General features: G+C 37.4%; 14 protein-coding genes. 6 read left to right on the forward strand and 8 right to left on the reverse strand.

Annotated features, from left to right (window positions below):
• Nucleotides 1-144 precede the first annotated feature (144 nt).
• On the reverse strand, nt 145-402 hold the full coding sequence (gene tusA / locus AS4_RS19705; protein WP_004725563.1) for a sulfurtransferase TusA: 258 nt from the start codon (nt 400-402) through the stop codon (nt 145-147).
• 193 nt (nt 403-595) lie between these two features.
• On the opposite strand from tusA, the gene AS4_RS19710 reads away from it, so the two are divergent.
• On the forward strand, nt 596-1,435 hold the full coding sequence (locus AS4_RS19710) for an HlyC/CorC family transporter (RefSeq protein WP_004816763.1): 840 nt from the start codon (nt 596-598) through the stop codon (nt 1,433-1,435).
• Nucleotides 1,432-2,991, forward strand: coding sequence for an apolipoprotein N-acyltransferase (gene lnt / locus AS4_RS19715; protein WP_004725558.1), 1,560 nt, complete (start codon nt 1,432-1,434; stop codon nt 2,989-2,991). The genes AS4_RS19710 and lnt overlap by 4 nt, the downstream gene beginning before the upstream one ends.
• Nucleotides 2,992-3,058: 67 nt before the next feature.
• Here the strand turns inward: lnt and AS4_RS19720 are convergent, their stop codons facing one another.
• Nucleotides 3,059-3,397 carry a tRNA-binding protein gene (locus AS4_RS19720; RefSeq protein WP_004816760.1) on the reverse strand — a complete coding sequence of 113 codons (339 nt, stop codon included), beginning with the start codon at nt 3,395-3,397 and terminating at the stop codon, nt 3,059-3,061.
• 350 nt (nt 3,398-3,747) lie between these two features.
• On the opposite strand from AS4_RS19720, the gene AS4_RS19725 reads away from it, so the two are divergent.
• On the forward strand, nt 3,748-4,011 hold the full coding sequence (locus AS4_RS19725) for a DUF2798 domain-containing protein (RefSeq protein WP_034617824.1): 264 nt from the start codon (nt 3,748-3,750) through the stop codon (nt 4,009-4,011).
• Nucleotides 4,012-4,084: 73 nt separating this feature from the next.
• Here AS4_RS19725 and AS4_RS19730 read toward each other — a convergent pair whose 3' ends face one another.
• From AS4_RS19730 to gspF, 3 genes are all read right to left on the reverse strand, one after another.
• The gene (locus AS4_RS19730) at nt 4,085-4,420 is read right to left on the reverse strand and encodes a hypothetical protein (RefSeq protein ID WP_004725552.1); all 336 of its coding nucleotides are present in this window, start codon (nt 4,418-4,420) and stop codon (nt 4,085-4,087) included.
• A 281-nt stretch (nt 4,421-4,701) separates the two neighbouring features.
• Nucleotides 4,702-5,139, reverse strand: coding sequence for a type II secretion system major pseudopilin GspG (gene gspG / locus AS4_RS19735; protein ID WP_004816754.1), 438 nt, complete (start codon nt 5,137-5,139; stop codon nt 4,702-4,704).
• Nucleotides 5,140-5,178: 39 nt separating this feature from the next.
• Nucleotides 5,179-6,384: a type II secretion system inner membrane protein GspF gene (gene gspF / locus AS4_RS19740; RefSeq protein ID WP_096735249.1), complete on the reverse strand. Its 1,206-nt coding sequence runs from the start codon at nt 6,382-6,384 to the stop codon at nt 5,179-5,181.
• Between the two features lie 168 nt (nt 6,385-6,552).
• On the opposite strand from gspF, the gene AS4_RS19745 reads away from it, so the two are divergent.
• Nucleotides 6,553-8,778, forward strand: a complete 2,226-nt coding sequence (locus AS4_RS19745) for a primosomal protein N' (protein ID WP_034617817.1) — start codon at nt 6,553-6,555, stop codon at nt 8,776-8,778.
• Between the two features lie 103 nt (nt 8,779-8,881).
• Here AS4_RS19745 and AS4_RS19750 read toward each other — a convergent pair whose 3' ends face one another.
• The 3 genes from AS4_RS19750 to AS4_RS19760 all read right to left on the reverse strand — a co-directional run bounded on the left by AS4_RS19750 (nt 8,882) and on the right by AS4_RS19760 (nt 14,243).
• On the reverse strand, nt 8,882-9,382 hold the full coding sequence (locus tag AS4_RS19750; protein ID WP_126606946.1) for a hypothetical protein: 501 nt from the start codon (nt 9,380-9,382) through the stop codon (nt 8,882-8,884).
• A 186-nt stretch (nt 9,383-9,568) separates the two neighbouring features.
• Complete coding sequence (locus AS4_RS19755) at nt 9,569-9,910, reverse strand: hypothetical protein (protein WP_227548102.1); 342 nt, start codon at nt 9,908-9,910, stop codon at nt 9,569-9,571.
• A gap of 136 nt (nt 9,911-10,046) precedes the next feature.
• Nucleotides 10,047-14,243, reverse strand: a complete 4,197-nt coding sequence (locus AS4_RS19760) for an RHS repeat-associated core domain-containing protein (protein WP_319922698.1) — start codon at nt 14,241-14,243, stop codon at nt 10,047-10,049.
• A 479-nt stretch (nt 14,244-14,722) separates the two neighbouring features.
• Here AS4_RS19760 and AS4_RS19765 point away from each other — a divergent pair, with 479 nt between their 5' ends.
• A complete protein-coding gene (locus AS4_RS19765) occupies nt 14,723-16,618 on the forward strand; it encodes a monovalent cation:proton antiporter-2 (CPA2) family protein (protein ID WP_096735253.1) in 1,896 nt (631 codons plus the stop codon).
• An 83-nt stretch (nt 16,619-16,701) separates the two neighbouring features.
• Nucleotides 16,702-17,577, forward strand: a complete 876-nt coding sequence (gene hslO / locus AS4_RS19770; protein WP_004725526.1) for an Hsp33 family molecular chaperone HslO — start codon at nt 16,702-16,704, stop codon at nt 17,575-17,577.
• The last annotated feature ends 115 nt before the right edge of the window (nt 17,578-17,692 follow it).

A 17,692-nucleotide genomic window follows, 5' to 3' on the forward strand; every position in this document is an offset into this window, starting at 1 on the left:
TAAAATTATTAAAATTCAATAAATTACATATAATATAAATTTATTAACTATTAAAAACGGGCCAAATAAATTTCAATATTCTTAAATCAATAAAAGGGAAATCATCACATATAACATAGACTGATTTCCACCCATCATGATCTTTTAACCTTTCTTCACTAAATAGTGAAATTCCTTATTTCCGGCATCATCTAGTACTTCTTCTTGTAAAATCAACTCATGACCGAGATGCATACAAAATTTAGGAATGTCCCAAGAGGTTGAATTATCAGTTGCAAATACTTCAACGACATCACCTGATTTAGATTTACGAATTGCTTGATGCAACATCATTACAGGCTCAGGACAACGTAGTCCACGCGTGTTTAATTGAATGCTTGCTGTAGGCATCGGTTCAGACATTATCTATTCTCAAAAAGAAGCGAAATCAATCAATAATTTTAACACAAACTCAAATAATGAATAAGGCTTGCAATATATCTATAATATGACACATACATTCATCTATTTACCTTATTTAATAGATAGACATCTGTGTTTTCTTCGGTATGATAAAAAAACATTTACTAGATATTAAGCGTCTTTAGGAAAGATCATGCACGAGGAATCAGGCCCATCGTGGGGAATGCGTGGCTTACGCAAATGGTTAGGAACAGCGCCAGAAACCCGGGATGAACTGCTAAAATTAGTACAAGATTCACGTCGTTTTTTAGAACCCGATACTGTTGCAATGTTAGAAGGCGTATTAGACCTTCCTGCAACAAAAATCCGTGAAGTCATGACTCCGCGCACAGCGATGGTCAGTTTGCAAGAAGATGATCAACTTCTTGATATTTTAGATATTCTTATTGAATCTGCACATTCACGTTTCCCTGTTTTCTCTTCTGATCAGCCTGAAAACGTGGTGGGTATTTTACTTGCTAAAGATCTTTTACCCTTTTTAACTGATCGCTCATCTGTTGTCGATGTGCATGCGTTAATGCGTCAGCCATTATTTGTCCCAGAAAGTGCCCGTTCCGACCAAGTTTTGAGGATGTTAAAAAACACTCAAACCCATATTGCTATTGTGATTGATGAATATGGTTCAACAGCAGGTCTGGTCACTTTAGAAGATATTCTGGAAGAGATTGTCGGCGAAATTGAAGATGAGCATGATAACGTTGACGAAGAAGCGCAATTTATCATTCCAGATACAACCCATACCACAGCCAATACATGGATTGTGCAAGCACTTACACCAATCGAACATTTTAACAATGTTTTAGATGCTGAATTTCCTGACGATGAAGTAGAGACTATGGGCGGATTACTGCTTCAAGAAATTGGTCTAGTGAGTGATCTTCAAGGCCAAGTGGTTGAGCTTGAGGATTGGGAATTTACAATTATTGAAGCAGATGCACGCACTATTCATCTGATTCGAGCTGTACATAAATGAGAGCATACTTTGACAAGCTGTTAAATTCATCACAACAACAAAAACAGCTGCCCTTCATTTTCCCATTATTGATTTCGTTAATGTCAGGCGCAGTGTTCAGTTTAGCACTGGCGCCTTATTATTGGTGGTGGTTGGCAATTTTATCGCCTGCCCTGCTGTATGCTTGCTTAAAAGGCCGTACACCACGCCAAGCATTTGCGATTGGCTTAAGCTATGGCTTTGGCCTATGGTTTGTTGGCGCATTCTGGCTCTATACATCGATTCATGTGTATGGAGATACCAATGCAGTATTAAGTGTCTTGATGATCGCCATCATGGCCATTGTCATGGGGCTTTTTACCGCGATTCAGACTTGGGTATATCGTAGATTCTTCCCTGAAACGCCATTAACTTTCGCTCCTTTGTGGGTTATTTTTGAATGGTCGAAGACTTGGGTCTTTACGGGTTTTCCTTGGTTATTTGCAGGTTACGCATTTACTGAACGACTCTTAGATGGCTATGCTCCACTGTTTGGTGTGTTTGCAGTATCTTTTGTCGTGATTATCCTTGCTTGTGCATTGGTTGAAATTTTAAATAGAAAAGTTTTTTGGATCTTTCCTGCAATTATTCTAATCCTTGGCGCATGGGGCGCATCGTTTATCACTTTCGTACAACCGAAAGCAGAAAAACCACTCTCCGTTTCTTTGATTCAAGGCAATATTCCGCAAGATTTAAAATGGTTAACTGAATATCAGGTTAAAACCTTAGAAATTTACGTTAATTTAAGCCGTACTGAATGGGGCCGTGATCTGATTGTTTGGCCAGAATCCTCGATTCCACTGTTCCAAACAGATATTCAACAATTCTTGGATATGATGGATCAACAAGCCAAAAGTTCAGGCACAGCATGGGTAACCGGTATTCCTTATTGGGACTTAAAAGAATCGCAGAAAAATGGCTATCCAATGTACTACAACAGTATGATGGCTTCTGGCGCGGATTCTTCAGGCTTATATAAAAAACAACGTCTGGTGCCTTTTGGTGAATATATTCCACTTTCAGGATTATTGGCTTGGGTATTACCTGCGCTACAAAATGATCCATCCATGAGTGGATTTTCCCAAGGTGCATCCAATCAGAAACCTTTTAATATTAAAGGACATGATTTAGCTGCAGCCATTTGTTATGAAGTGGCCTACCCGAATCTCACTCGACGTAATGCGATTAATAGTGACTTTTTAGTGACTGTTTCCAATGATGCGTGGTTCACCGGTACAGCAGGTCCATTACAACATCTTCAAATGGTACAAATGCGTGCCAAGGAAAACGGACGTTGGTTTATTCGTGCTACCAATACAGGTGTAACAGCATTTATTGACCACAATGGGCATATTGTAAAACAAGCCCCTGTAGATCAAAAAGCTGTGCTTCGTGGTGATTTACCTGCCATGCAAGGTGAAACTTGGTACACCCGCTTTAGTGACTATCCTATTTTATTGCTCTCCCTCTTGTTATTAATTTTAGGCTGGATCTATCGACCTAAAGCAGTCGATATTAGCTTTAAATCTAGACGTTAATGCTTGAATCCCTCATCTCTGGTTTAAGGAGATGAGGTCAGCTTCAACAAAGGGCTTGATTCAATGATTAAAGTAACTTTGTGCCCAATGGCACATTTGCATCAGGCACACACAACGTCACATGCCCATCTTGATTATGAAAACCTGTCACTAAACACTCTGATTGAATCGGTCCAATTTGTTTTTTTGGAAAGTTCACAACAGCAACCACAAGCTTCCCAATTAAATCTTCAGGTTGATACAGGTTGGTAATTTGCGCACTCGATTTCTTTACACCGAGCACTTCGCCAAAATCAACATGCAAAATATAAGCAGGCTTACGCGCTTTCTCAAACACTTCGGCTTGAATAATTTTTCCTACCCGTAACTCTACTTTAAGAAAGTCATTCCATTCTATTTGTTGCATTGCTGAGTCCTCGTATTTTTATCGGTTCATCTCAAGAGATAAAATCATTTTAGATAAATTTAAAGCGATCAACCTTATACAAAACAGACAAATGATCCTATTAAAAAGACAATCATGTTCAATCCAGCCTCAATCCAAGCCCTATCAAAACGAAATTGAAAATATTTTCAGCACATTTTTTATTATATTTTTTTCAAGTTTATGCTAAATTATTTTCGCTGATCATAAAGCCGTAAACGTTTACGTCAATCAACGTGCCAACATATCTCCAACAAGGCTTGGGGTTATTTTTAATCAAAATTTTAATATTTTGGTGCGGCACTGGCGTTTGTTGGTTTACGGAGTAAAAAATGCAAAATTCTAAATCGTCTTATTTTAATTTTAAAAAGATTCCACATCGCTATGCAGCGATTGTTTTACCTTTGTTACTGTCTATTATCATGACATTTATTGTTTCATGTATCAGTACATTCAGAAGCATGGGTTTTGAGAATTTTTCGCTATACACATGGCTTTCAGCTTGGGGGATTTCTTGGCTGATTGCCTTTCCAGTGTTACTTTTTATCTTGCCGATTGTGCGCAAAATCACCATGAGCCTTGTTCAGCCGACTTAGTTGGAACCTGAATGATTAAATTGTAGTGCAAAAAAACCGAGGATTACACCCTCGGTTTTCCATGATATTTCAACTAAAGTTGAGTCACCAAATAAGACATCATTGCAGCTAAAAATAACATTGGCACATAACGATATGAACGTACTAAATATTGTTCTAATAATGATGAGAATTCAGTTTTTAACTGAAATACTGTCAAATTTAAGGCATTATAAAAACTAATAATAGATAATGCACTAAATACGCTAATCGCCATAAAACCAATCATGATCTGGCTATTGGCATCGGCAACTTGCCAAATATTGAGAAAAAACTGGCTAATCGGTAATAGGCTCAAAATTAAAAGAACAGATTTGAGCATAGTCCAATGAAACTGGCTGATTTCATCTGGTAATAATAATGCTTTCATCTCATCCTCCTAAGCAATTCAGATTGCCCTGAGAACTATTATGCAAGCTTTTAATTAAATAAAAAGTCTATTTTTATACACAATTTAACTTTCTTGTAACTATTAAATATGGGAATAATTCTTATTATAACTCTCAAACATCGTTATTTTAAATAGCTGTTATATTTCAATAAATTAAATACACTTTAGCAAACAAGAAAGATTATCACTTCACTCAAGATTTATTAACTCGATTAAATGAAGTGATTAATCCCATAAATAATAACTTAAATAATCTTCAATTAAGGTTGGTAATAAATATCTGCATCATTTCCTTCACCACCTTGTTTACCATCGGCACCAAAAGAATATAAATCAAATTTACGACCTTCAGAACCAGGGATTACATATTGAATATCATTTTCCCAACTGTCTTTCGGATAACCACCTTTAACATAACCACCAGGTAACCAGTTTTTAGCCGTTGCAGGTTGATTTACAAGCGCGTCTAAACCACCATCTTGGCTTGTCGGATAACGCCCATTGTCCAGTTTATACTGGTCCAAAGCACCCGCTACACCTTTTAATGCAATTTTAGTGGTGTCAACTTTGGCTTTTTCACCACGTCCCATCACATTGGGTACGATCAATGCTGCAAGTACGCCTAAAATAACAATCACAACCATCACTTCAATTAAGGTAAAACCTGACTGACGAGTCCTATTCATCTTTCGTTGCATCTGCTTACTCTCTATATATTCTTTATAAAAATAATTGGCTTAAATCATATTGTTCATATTGACAATTGGCAACATGACTGCAATCACAATAACCAAAACAATACCAGCCATAAACACCAACATTAAGGGTTCCAGTAAAGCCAATAATGTTGAAATAAATGAGGATACTTCTCGATCCTGCATATCTGATGCACGGCTTAACATTCGATCTAACTCACCCGAAGCTTCACCGCTTTTAATCATTTGTACCATCATCGGTGGGAAATAACCACAACGCTCCAATTGTGTTGCAAGATTTCCACCTTCTGTGACTTTCTCTGCTGCAATATTAACTGCATCTCGTATCACCCAATTGCTACTCACCGCTGCTCCAATTTTCAAAGCATCGACCAATGGCACGCCTGATTGGGTAAGAATAGATAAGGTACTGGCAAAACGCGCTGCATTTATACCACGAGATAATTTACCAAATAATGGCAATCTGAGTGTTAAACGATCAAAAGCATAGTGCCCCGCAGAAGTTCGTAGGAATCGAATCAATAAAAAGATCCCAATCACACTAAACACCAACATAAAGGGCCAAGCCTGCCGAATAATCTCACTGGCTTTCATTAACGCCACAGTGATCCATGGCAAGGCTTGCTTACTTTGGTCAAAGGTTTTAACAATGTCTGGAACAACATACGTCATTAACCCCATCACAATCGCAAAAGACATAAACATCAAGATGATTGGATAGATCATCGCACCTTGAATTTTCTTTTGCATGGCAAAGCGGTTTTCGGTGTAATCAGATAATTGATCTAAAATTAAATCTAAATGCCCTGAACGTTCACCCGCAGCAACAGTCGCAATATACAAATCTGGAAAGCGTCCTGTTTGTTGCATCGCTTGAGCCAAAGAGTGCCCTTCAAGCACTTTTGAACGTGCCGAAAGTAAAAGATTTTGTACATGCACTTTTTCACTTTGTTTGGCAACTGCTCGTAATGCTTCCTCTAAAGGAATTGCAGCAGCGACCAAAACAGAAAGTTGACGTGTCATTAAGGCCAGATCATAAGCCGAAAATTTACGTTGAAAAAATCCTGAACTTTTATTTTTATCTTTTTGTTCAACAGCATCCACCGTGACAGGAATCAATTCCTTGTCCCGTAGTTGTTGTCGAATCTGGCGTGCGGAATCTCCCTCTAACACGCCTTTTTGCTGCTTTCCTGAAGCATCAATTGCAGTAAATTGATATGCTGGCATTATTATGCTCTAGTTTTCCAAAATTTTTTGATTACGCTGTTGCGTCATACCCTATAAATCATTCATATTCATGTTTATAGATGACTGTTACACTCTAACACAAGCCGAATCTGGACATGAAACAATTTCATCACAGCCTCACTAAATTAATGAGTCACTAAATTAAAAATGTCGAATACCCTTGCTACGCCACAGACGATTTATCGTATTCAAGTTGCTGTTCCAGTCTATTTGAATGACTGCTTTGATTACCAAGTCACCGCTGAACAATATGCGCAAGCTGAAGTCGGTGCGCGTGTTGCAGTGTCTTTTGGCAGACAAAATCTGATTGGTGTTATTGTCAAGAAAGTACCGATTGATGAACCTGTGGATTCTCATTTTAAACTCAAAGCCATTACTGAACTGTTAGATGAACAAGCCATTTTAGACAGTAAAGTTTTAAGTTTATTGACATGGTCATCACAATATTACCAATTTCCCATCGGTGAAGTGATTCAAACGGCGTTACCTACCTTATTACGCCAAGGTAAACCTTATAATTTATTGGCACGTATCTGGAAACTTTTAGACTTACATGCCGAAGACAAAGTTAAGCGTTCTGAAAAACAACAAGAAGCCTATAAAATTTTAAAGCTACACCCGAAAGGGACACAGGAAAATATTCTTAATTTAAGTGGTGTTGAAACAGCCACACTTAAAGTCCTTGAGAAAAAAGACATTGTTCGTTGTGATTTGGAACCACAAAATGTCACGCCAGAACCTGTGCAATTGGCACAGATGCCCCTCACGCCAAATGACGATCAGAAGAAAGCTATTCAAGCGATTTTAAAAGCGCAGAAAAAATATCAAGCATTTCTATTGGATGGTTTAACTGGGAGTGGTAAAACCGAAGTTTATTTGCAAGTAATGCATGAAGTACTTAAACAAGGCAAACAAGTCTTGGTTTTAGTGCCTGAAATCGGCTTAACCCCACAAACCATCAGTCGTTTTCAATCACGTTTTCATTGCAATATTGCCTTACTGCACTCAGGCTTAAATGACACTAAACGTTTACAAGCATGGCAGCATGCGCAAACGGGCAAAGCCTCTATTATTTTAGGTACACGTTCTGCAATTTATACGCCCTTGCCACATTTGGGTTTGATTATTTTAGATGAAGAGCATGATCTTTCGTTTAAACAACAAGAAGGCTTTCGCTATCATGCTCGCGATGTGGCCATGTATCGTGCACATTTAGAAAATTGCCCGATTATTTTAGGTTCGGCCACACCAAGCATCGACAGTTATTATCTTGCTCGCCAAGAAAAGCTGACACGGATTGAGTTAAATCAACGTGCTGGTGCCGCAATCATGCCGAAAATGCATTTGATTGATTTAAAAGTGGCAAAAAAACAGCATGGCTTAAGTGATGTTTTAATTGCTGAAATCAAAAAACGTTTAGAGAAAAAAGAACAAGTTCTGATTTTTTTAAATCGACGTGGTTATGCCCCTGTGCTTATCTGTGAAAGCTGTGGTTGGCAGGCCAATTGCCCCAACTGCGATGCTCACTTTACCCTGCATTTAAAGCCTTATCAGCATTTACATTGTCACCATTGTGGCACGATTAATCGTATGCCTGATGCTTGCCCACAATGCAATCAACAACAATTAAAGCCAATTGGCATGGGAACCGCCAAAGTTGAAGAAACTTTGAATGAGCTGTTCCCTCACTTCCCCGTCTTGCGCGTAGACCGTGACTCAACCAGTCGGGTTGGCAGTTGGCAAAAGATTTATGATCAAATCCAAAAAAGTGAACCGACCATTTTACTTGGCACTCAAATGCTGGCAAAAGGACATCACTTTCCTTATGTCACCTTAGTGGCAATTTTGGATATTGATGCAGGTTTGTTGAGTGTGGATTTCCGCGCCACAGAACGTACTGCGCAATTGATTATTCAAGTTGCAGGCCGTGCGGGTCGTGGTGAAATGAAGGGTGAAGTCTATTTACAAACCCTAAGACCTGATCATCCGTTATTAAACACCTTGATTCATAATGACTATCGGACCTTTGCCAAACAAACCTTAAAAGATCGCCAAGCAGCACTACTTCCACCCTTTCGTTATACAGCTTTGATCCGCTGTGATTCAAAGCATCAGGAAGAAAATTTAAAGTTTCTGACTGAAATGACGCAGCTGCTTAGACAAACTGCCGAAGAGAATTTAATTGATATTTGGGGGCCTATTCCAGCGCCAATGGAGCGTAAAGCAGGGCGTTACCAAGCCCATGTGGTTTTGCTTTCTCAAGATCGGGCAAAAATGCATTTTTATATTCGTCAATGGTGGCAACAGCTGTTACATAGCAAACCCTCTACGATGAAAGTCACCATAGATGTTGATCCGCAAGAGTTGAGTTGAGTTTGTTGTTGTATTCAGTATTTTAGAAGTGATGTGAGTATGCAATTTTGTTTAAAAATGAATTTGTGTACTCACTATTTTTTTGAATTAATGATATAAAAAATCAATCTGTTAAGGCGTCAATTACTTTTTCACTATGAAAATATTCAAAAGCCTTTCTGCTGATAGATTCATACTCAGCAAATTTTAAATTAATATCATGAACTAATTGAGAATTAGAGTTTGGTTTATAAAAATAAGTAAATAAATCATCTTCATTAAAAAGCGCTCTATCAGAAACGAAATATTCAGATAAAATTTTATCTAATTCACTGATATTTATTTCGCCTTTTTTATAGCGAATGTAAGCAAAACCAATGAAAAGCGAATCGATTAAGTTATGATCCAGCATATTTTCATTTGCTAAACCACATCTAATACCGTCATTTATATTTTTAAGGTCAGTAGCTAAAGAAACAGAAAATAGCCAATCCCTAGGAGTATCAACATGACTTATGTTCATATCAACCCAGCCGATGAGCGTATCTAGATCAATAAAGCATGAATCAATCATTGCGCAAATTATATATCTTGGATTCATATAGTTTTTTAATTCAGTGTCCAAACAATCTCTCCCATGCTAAAACGGCTAAGTGTGTGATGCTAATTTATTAGATATAGAAAGATAATTATGATTAAAAATCATTCTTGATAGATACATTCTTGTTTTTGTTTATCCCAACGACCACCGTTATCCAGACAGCGATCTACATTTATGAAATTGCACCCAGTGATCATCAGGCAAATAAAGCTAATTATGGATATTTTCATAATTTCTCTCTTTTAGCTTAACATCAAAATATTCCACCCAATTTTCCAACATTTGGATTTCATCTCCAGATACGTTTTTAGATCTATGTCTACTGATAAATTCTTTTAAGTCATTGATTAATAATTCAGTATCTTCTAACTTTACACTTTCATAAAAAATTAAGCTTTGATCATGATTTCTTGAGATTTTGTCACCACAAGTGACCAAAAGAGCAGTATAAAAATCTACTCTTTTATTTTGTTCTAGATCTTTATTTTCACTAATATCATTATTGATAGATGTCCAAAGAAAAGTTGGTATTTTTTCACTAGGTAATCTCATACATATATTCACAACTCTAAATTTTAATAGATTAGACTCTACAAAACTCAATTTATAAAATATAAGACTTAAATAAACACATCCTATGAAAAAAAGAGCAATCATTAAAGAACATAAGAATAAGTGTAATTTATTTTTAGTTAACAATTTCTATTTCTCCATACCGAGTCATCGGTTTATTTGGGGAATACCATGGTTCTTCATATGTGACTTGAGTTGTTTTCGTACTATTCAATAATTTTGAAACTTTTTCCCAATTGTTATTATCAGTACTATCAACAGTTACACATCCATGGCTAACTGTGCCTGAATGTAAACGAAAGCCACCACGCCCATTGTAAAAATCATCTAATTTACCATCCCCTTTTCTTAATAAACCATACCATCCAACTTGATGCTTTTTAGGATTAGGATTATTAGTAATAATATAAGTTCCATTAGGTGCAGGTATTTCTTTACCCGACCCTGGACTTACAATTTGTCCCATTGATATATGACCACCAGAAAATGCTGTGGTAACAACCATCTGTTTCGTATCTATATCCATAATGGCCAAACGATTTGTAGTGCGATTTAAAACAGCTCTAACTTCAAGCCCTTTTGGATCAACATTATTAATCGGATTATTTTCTACATAAGCATAGGTATTTAAACCGCCCGCCAATCCAATCGGATCACTCTGAGTATAACGCCCTATACTTACATCATAATAACGGTTCCAGTTATACCAAAGGGTACTCTCAGCATCATAATATTGCCCAGGAAAACCAAGGTTAAAGTCCCCAATACTACTTTGTACCACTGCACTGTCATAACTGCTCAGTTGAGCTTTCCATACCACAGCTTGATTTGAGTCAGTAATGATTTCTGGACGACCTAAGTGATCATTATGGATATAGTAGAATTGATTGTTGCTTAGCACAGCAATCGGTTGACCACCTAGCCAAATATAGCTTTTTGCTAAACTGCCATTTTGTGATGTAGATAAAGGGCTCTCCGCAAGCAATCGACCATCAGGTGCATATATATAATTAACGGTTCCGCCACTGCCAGATTTACGACTACGAAGATTAAAGACATCATAGTCATAACTTACCGTAGCACCTGTATTTACACTTTTCAAACGATTAAAACCATCATAAGTGTAATTAACCGTTCCAGCATAGCCTGTCTTTTGGATTAGGTTACCCAACACATCATAGCTAAAGTTTTTCGCTTCAGCGCCTGTTGTACTGGTTAAACGATTTCCCTGACCAAGTACATAGTTGGTTACAGCATTGGTATTGCCTACGCGATTGGTCCGATTGTAATTGCTGTCTTGTTGCCAGCGTTCGGTATATTGAGTTGAAGAAGCAAGGTTTAATTGCCCAAGTAGATCATAGTTATAACTGGTGGTTTTATTGTTATCTAAGCCATTATTGATCTGAGTGATCCAATTATTGGCATTATATTGATGACTAAGGTTTTGCACTCCCGCAGCAGTGATACCAATTAGACGGTAATCCTGATCATAACTCGCTTGTCGTGTTAGACCATTGCCATAGGTCCAGTTTTTAATACCTCCATAGGGTTCATATGTGACATTGCTGACAATCGTTTGTGTTATGTCTGCTGTCTTGAATTTAACTGCATTTACTCGATTTAATTCATCATATTCATAAATGACTTTATTATTTTCATTCTCACGACTTTCTTCAAGCAAATTACCCAAACCATCATAGTTCCAATAGGTTGAGTAAGTAACCCCAGCTATATTTTTAATTTGTACAGCAAGTTGACCATCTTTCGTATAACCATAACCTGTAGACGTGACCCCATCGGCAGTGGCACACAAGCGACCAACACCATTGCTACAATTGTCATAAATCCATGTTTGAATCTGATCACCTGTCTGAGCTCTAGTTCGGCGATTTAACGCATCATAGCTATATATTGTGCTGACATTATTTGCACGCGTTAAACGAATCAGATTACCATCTGGATCATATTGATATTGGGTTAACCCTGTATCTGGACTATTGGTTGATAACAGTTGCCCCAACCCATCATAGCTATATGTCGTTGTATTGCCTTTTGCATCTTTAACACTAATCAATTGTCCAATAGCGTCATAGCTATATAAAATAGTCGAACCATCACTACGACTTTCCTTGTTCAGATTGCCATGTAGATCATAAGCATATGTCATGATTTTACCCAAAGAGTCAATTTCTTTAATAACATTTCCATTGGCATCATATTCATAACGCTGGTTTTGCCCATTATTGCCTAGATCTGCGGTTATCCATCCTATTTGATTATGTTGATTAGTTTTAGAATAACGAACCGAACCACCTTCTTTAAAGCGAACACTGAGGAGTTGTCCAAGATTTGAATACTGATATTCTTGGCTACTTAAAACTTGACTAAATTTAGCGTGGGTAATTTGAGCAATTGTGCCATTATCATTATAATCAATAGACTCTCTGATCCAATTATAATTAGCATAAGCCCCTGTCATTCCACTACGATAAATTTGAGTTACACCAAATGGTCCTTGTTCGAAGGATTGAGTATATAAATAAATATTATTATTGCTTTCAAACATTTGATTAATATCGATAATTCTACCACGTGCATCATAACCATAATATTCAAGCAAACCATTCGGGTAAATAACTTCACCCGCTAACCCCAACCCATTGTGCTGTGAATAACTGATAGCATGCCCCAATGCATTTTTAATTTGGGATAGATTACCTTGATAACCATAGTTATAAACCGTATTTTTTCCGTTCTTATTGACCACTACAGCACTCAGCATTCCATCAGCATGCAAACTATAGCCATAAGCAATTATGCTACAGGTGGTTGTCCCTGTTTTACTACAGATCGTCTGACTTTTAAGGCGGTTTTTAGCGGGTTCATTGGCAGCATAATAACTATAAGTTTCCTCTCGAATTAGACGATTGGACCCATCAAGTATTTGAATTTTAGTGATTAAACTGGTTCCTCCAAGATAGCTATATTTTTTGATATACGCATTGGAAGCATTACCATTTTGGATACCTATAGTTTCTTGAGTGACTCTGCCAAAACGATCACGCTGATATTGTGTCTCTACGCCATTCCAGTCTTTGGTGGAAATCACATATCCATTGTTATCGTAAGTATTTTCCATACTGCTATTCGGGCAGTTATTTACCCCACTTCTTTCTACTTTAGCGAGTTTATTTTTTTGATTATCGGTATAAATATATTTAATAATCGCACCTAAAGGATTGGTGACAATTGTATAATCATCAGCATAAGTTAACTTATCAACTTGGGTACCATCACTACGACCACTTTGAACTGCTTTTTTTCCATCAAAGTAATAACTATTATAACGCTTACCATTAATCGATATTCCACTCAGTACTTGAGGGCGTGCCCCATTTTCTCCATAGTGATAAGTTCGAGAACCTAAACTATCTGGATAAGTTACAGAAGCTAAGTAAGGGACTTTTCTCGTCCTTTTAATATTCAAAAATTTATATGAGTAATTATACATATCATAAATATAATTATATTTTTTCCCTGATGGATCTGTGACGGAACTCAACATACCATCTTGATTCCAAGTGAAGTCAATACTTCTTCCATTAGTATGTGTGACTTTAATTAATCTATTATTTTCATTATAAGAAAGTATCCAACCAATACCATAAGCATTCTTTTTACTAAGCAGCCTCCCATTTAGCATGTAAATTTCTACACCACCATCAGGTAAGCTAACAATCCATTCATTATTAGATTTCTGAATACGTGTTAATTCATTGAAGTAATAATTTTCACCATTGGGTAATTGTCTAATTCTCTTTCCCTGAGGATCTACAGCTAAACGATAATCAAAATTATGCCTCCATTTCCCATTGACTGAAAAATTCGCATAGCGAGTAGCAAAAGAATCATAATAGCGAATAAACGCTAAAGGCATCTCACCAGTGGTTGTAAAATCTAGCTCCTGCTGTATTTTTTTCCCATTTGCAATCACAATAGGATTAGAAGTGCTATCCGCTGAACATTGTGTTTGGGTAAAAGCAGGTACAACAAACTCTGTATCCTCAGAACTCGACGTTGGACTCGTGCTCGTAGAATCACCACCTCCTCCTGAACCACCAGGCCTAGACCAAGGATCATATATACTAGGGAATGGACTTGGTTTTATAGCCTCTACTTCTATTGTTGGTAATTGACCTACGCCCCCGCTTCCACCAGAATCTGAAATTAAACTGCTTCCGTAATTATTTTCACAATTGGTTTTTATTGAATTCCATATACCACATTCACTTCCACCAATGCTATTACACATAGAAGATTCCATTTGGCATAGTTCAAATGACAAAGCAAACGTTTTAATTGGAAAAAAAATTATAATAAATAATGGTGCTAATATTCTCATTTTTATTCTCAGCAAATCTAGAACTACGGGATACTGTATCACGCTCAACCAATAAATAAGAATCATTCTCAATTGATTTTTTAAATTAAATTTAGATTCTATTAAGTTTTTCTAAATAAATTGAAAAATATAGTATTCCATTTAAGCCCACGATCATCAGCATAAATAGATCATTTAGAAAAATGCAAAAATCTACCGCCATATAAAGCAATGGATTTTCAATACAGTTTATTATCACGTCTTTATTTACACATCAGTTCTCGTTTTACCTCGCTAATCATTTTTAAATTTTTATTGGGTAAAAAGACAATTTCTTAATAAATATCTCCAAGTCAATCACAAAATCACGCTACAATTTCTAAAGAAAGAAAAAAACTTAAGGCAAGTGAATGTCACTGTTACTCCAAATCACCATCTTCCTTGGTGCAGCATTAATCCTGGTTCCTCTAGGAAAAAAACTCGGTATCGCCACCGTACTGGGTTACTTATTTACAGGAATACTTCTGGGTCCAAGCGCGTTTAACATCGCCAATGATCCAGAGGAAATCATGCACCTTGCAGAATTTGGGGTGATTTTACTGATGTTCCTGATTGGTTTAGAACTTCGACCACAGCGTTTATGGGAAATGCGCCAATCCATTTTTGTGATGGGAAGTTTACAGGTGGGGGTTACTGGTTTGGTGCTGATGGGAACCATCTATTTAATCTTTCAACAATCACTCCCCGCAAGTTTTGTGATTGGTTTTGCCTTAGCACTTTCTTCAACCGCCTTTGTTTTACAGCTTTTGGAAGAAAAACAACAACTCAATACTACACACGGTCAGCAATCCTTTTCGATTTTACTGTTTCAGGATATTGCTGCGATTCCATTACTTGCCATCATCCCACTCTTAGCAGGCAGCGAATCGAGTCATCATGGCGTTGCTTACTTTGCTGCGATTATCGCCACGTTCACGGGTTTATTTCTGTTTAGTCGTTATGTGATGCGACCATTTTTCCGCTTTGTGGCAAAAAGTGGTGCAACAGAACTGATCACAGCCGTTGGCCTATTTATCGTGCTGGGTGTGGTGTTGTTGATGGATACACTCGGGATCAGCACAACCTTAGGCGCTTTTTTAACAGGTGTGCTTCTGGCTGACTCTGAATTCCGTCATGAACTTGAAGCCAGTATTGCGCCCTTTAAAGGTTTATTGCTCGGTTTATTTTTTATGACGGTGGGAATGACCACACAAATCTCGTTAATTGCAGATATGCCATTACTGATTATTGGTGGCGCAGTCAGCTTAATTCTGATCAAAATGATCGTGATGGCAGCCATTGCACGTTATAAAAAAATGAGTTGGACCAACAGTTTAATGGTCGCAACCTGTTTAGCCCAAGGGGGTGAATTTGCCTTTGTGGTATTAAACGTGGCAAAAAGCGAAAAAGTACTGGCTGAAGCAATCATGGAGCCCATCACCTTAATTGTGACCTTATCCATGGTACTGACCCCTATCTTCTTTTGGCTGGTAAGTACACAAGTATTGCCCTTAATCAATAAAGACAGTGCACCGAAATACGATGAGATTCCCAACGAACACCCTGCTCTTATTGTCGCTGGTTTTGGTCGTGTAGGGCAAATTGTTGCTCGTTTGGCGCGTATCCGTCATTTTACCTTTACCGCCATTGATAATAATTTACAAAAAATTGATTTTGTTCGGCGCTATGGTGGTACTTTGTATTATGGCGATGTGACTCAACCCGATTTACTCCGTGCAGCCGGAATTGAACAGGCCAAGGTTTTTGTATTGGCAATTGATAATGTTGAAGATTCAATGAATGTTGCGCGACATATTTTGCTCAATTATCCAAACCTTACCTTATTGGTTCGAGCACGAGATCGTTATCACATGCACCTCCTGCGTGATGTCGGAGTTAAACATATTTGGCGTGAAACCTATTTAACGTCCTTGGGTATGGGCTATCGAGCATTGTGTGAACTGGGCATGAGTAAACAAGAGGCTTATGATAGTGTTGAGCTATTTAGAAACTACGATGAAGAACTGTTAACACGTCAACAACGTATTTATACCGACGAGCAAAAGCTTTTTGAAAGCTATCGGGACTTTATTTCGGAGCTTGAGCACCTGTTTGAAAGCGATGCGCAAGTTGAAAACCACAATCCTGAGCAATACAAAGATGTTCCAGATTTGGATGAATCAGGCTTAGAAAGACCCACAGAAAAGGCTCAAACCACACATGCCAAGCATGATCGTATTAATATTATGCGTGATGACGAAAATTAACTTTAAGATGCAGCGTTTTTCAGGTGAAATAAACTTGTGATTTATAATATCGCCACCATCTAAACAGGGATTTGGAGAATTTTATGTCTGATTTACGTCAACGTTTTTATATTGAAGATAGCCCTGTACGTGGTGAAATTGTACATTTAGATACAGCACTACAAACGATTCTATCGCAGCGTAATTATGCGCCTGCTGTGCGCATTTTATTGGGTGAAATGTTGAGTGCAACAGCATTACTTGCAAGCACATTAAAAATTAAAGGACGTATTAGCTTACAAATTCAAGCACAAGGTACATTCAAATGGGCGATGGCTGAATGCAACCATTTAGGTGATGTACGTGCACTTGCAGACTATGAAGAAGATCCGCATTTTATGTTGAGTGAAGACAGCAGTACTGTGCTCAGCACGTTGCAACAACCTGTGTTATTTATCAATATTGAACCTGAGTTTGGTGAACGTTATCAAGGGATTGTGCCACTTGATCAACCAACGCTTGCGGCTTGTTTAATGCAGTATTATGACCTTTCTGCACAAATCCCAACACGTATTGTCTTGGCAAGTACCCATCACAATGCAGGCGGTTTACTGATTCAGTTATTACCTCGTAATAATGAAGAAGAACAACAACGTGTGGATGAAGACTTATGGCCACGTTTGATTATGTTGACGCAGACCTTAAAGCCTGAAGAATTGACGGATTTAACCGCACAAGAAATTCTTTACCGTTTATACAATGAAGAAGAAGTTCGTCTGCCAGATGTTGAACAGCTTCAATTCAATTGCACCTGTTCACGCGATAAATGCAAAAATGCATTGATCCAGATTGGTCTAGATGCAGTCAAAGAAACCCTAGAAATTCAAAATCCAATTGAAATGGATTGCCAATTTTGCAATAAAAAATATCAGTTCACTGCAAAAGAAGCTTTAAATCTGTTTGGTGAGCATTTGAGTTAATCTATTAAGATCTGAATGGTTTAAATTTGCAGAAATTTAACTATCGATTTTTACCAAGAAAAGAGCAAATTCAGTTTGCTCTTTTTTTTCAATTAAAATTCAAAGCATAATCAAC

Source organism: Acinetobacter guillouiae, assembly GCF_002370525.2.
Lineage (GTDB): Bacteria > Pseudomonadota > Gammaproteobacteria > Pseudomonadales > Moraxellaceae > Acinetobacter > Acinetobacter guillouiae.

Bases quoted from the DNA above. Each gene is read 5' to 3' on its own strand.
- lnt (WP_004725558.1), top strand. From the start codon at position 1,432: ATGAGAGCATACTTTGACAAGCTGTTAAATTCATCACAACAACAAAAA.
- AS4_RS19755 (WP_227548102.1), bottom strand. From the start codon at position 9,910: ATGAGATTACCTAGTGAAAAAATACCAACTTTTCTTTGGACATCTATC.
- gspG (WP_004816754.1), bottom strand. From the start codon at position 5,139: ATGCAACGAAAGATGAATAGGACTCGTCAGTCAGGTTTTACCTTAATT.
- AS4_RS19765 (WP_096735253.1), top strand. From the start codon at position 14,723: ATGTCACTGTTACTCCAAATCACCATCTTCCTTGGTGCAGCATTAATC.
- gspF (WP_096735249.1), bottom strand. From the start codon at position 6,384: ATGCCAGCATATCAATTTACTGCAATTGATGCTTCAGGAAAGCAGCAA.
- AS4_RS19710 (WP_004816763.1), top strand. From the start codon at position 596: ATGCACGAGGAATCAGGCCCATCGTGGGGAATGCGTGGCTTACGCAAA.
- AS4_RS19730 (WP_004725552.1), bottom strand. From the start codon at position 4,420: ATGAAAGCATTATTATTACCAGATGAAATCAGCCAGTTTCATTGGACT.
- AS4_RS19720 (WP_004816760.1), bottom strand. From the start codon at position 3,397: ATGCAACAAATAGAATGGAATGACTTTCTTAAAGTAGAGTTACGGGTA.
- tusA (WP_004725563.1), bottom strand. From the start codon at position 402: ATGTCTGAACCGATGCCTACAGCAAGCATTCAATTAAACACGCGTGGA.
- AS4_RS19745 (WP_034617817.1), top strand. From the start codon at position 6,553: ATGTCGAATACCCTTGCTACGCCACAGACGATTTATCGTATTCAAGTT.
- hslO (WP_004725526.1), top strand. From the start codon at position 16,702: ATGTCTGATTTACGTCAACGTTTTTATATTGAAGATAGCCCTGTACGT.
- AS4_RS19760 (WP_319922698.1), bottom strand. From the start codon at position 14,243: ATGTGTAATAGCATTGGTGGAAGTGAATGTGGTATATGGAATTCAATA.
- AS4_RS19725 (WP_034617824.1), top strand. From the start codon at position 3,748: ATGCAAAATTCTAAATCGTCTTATTTTAATTTTAAAAAGATTCCACAT.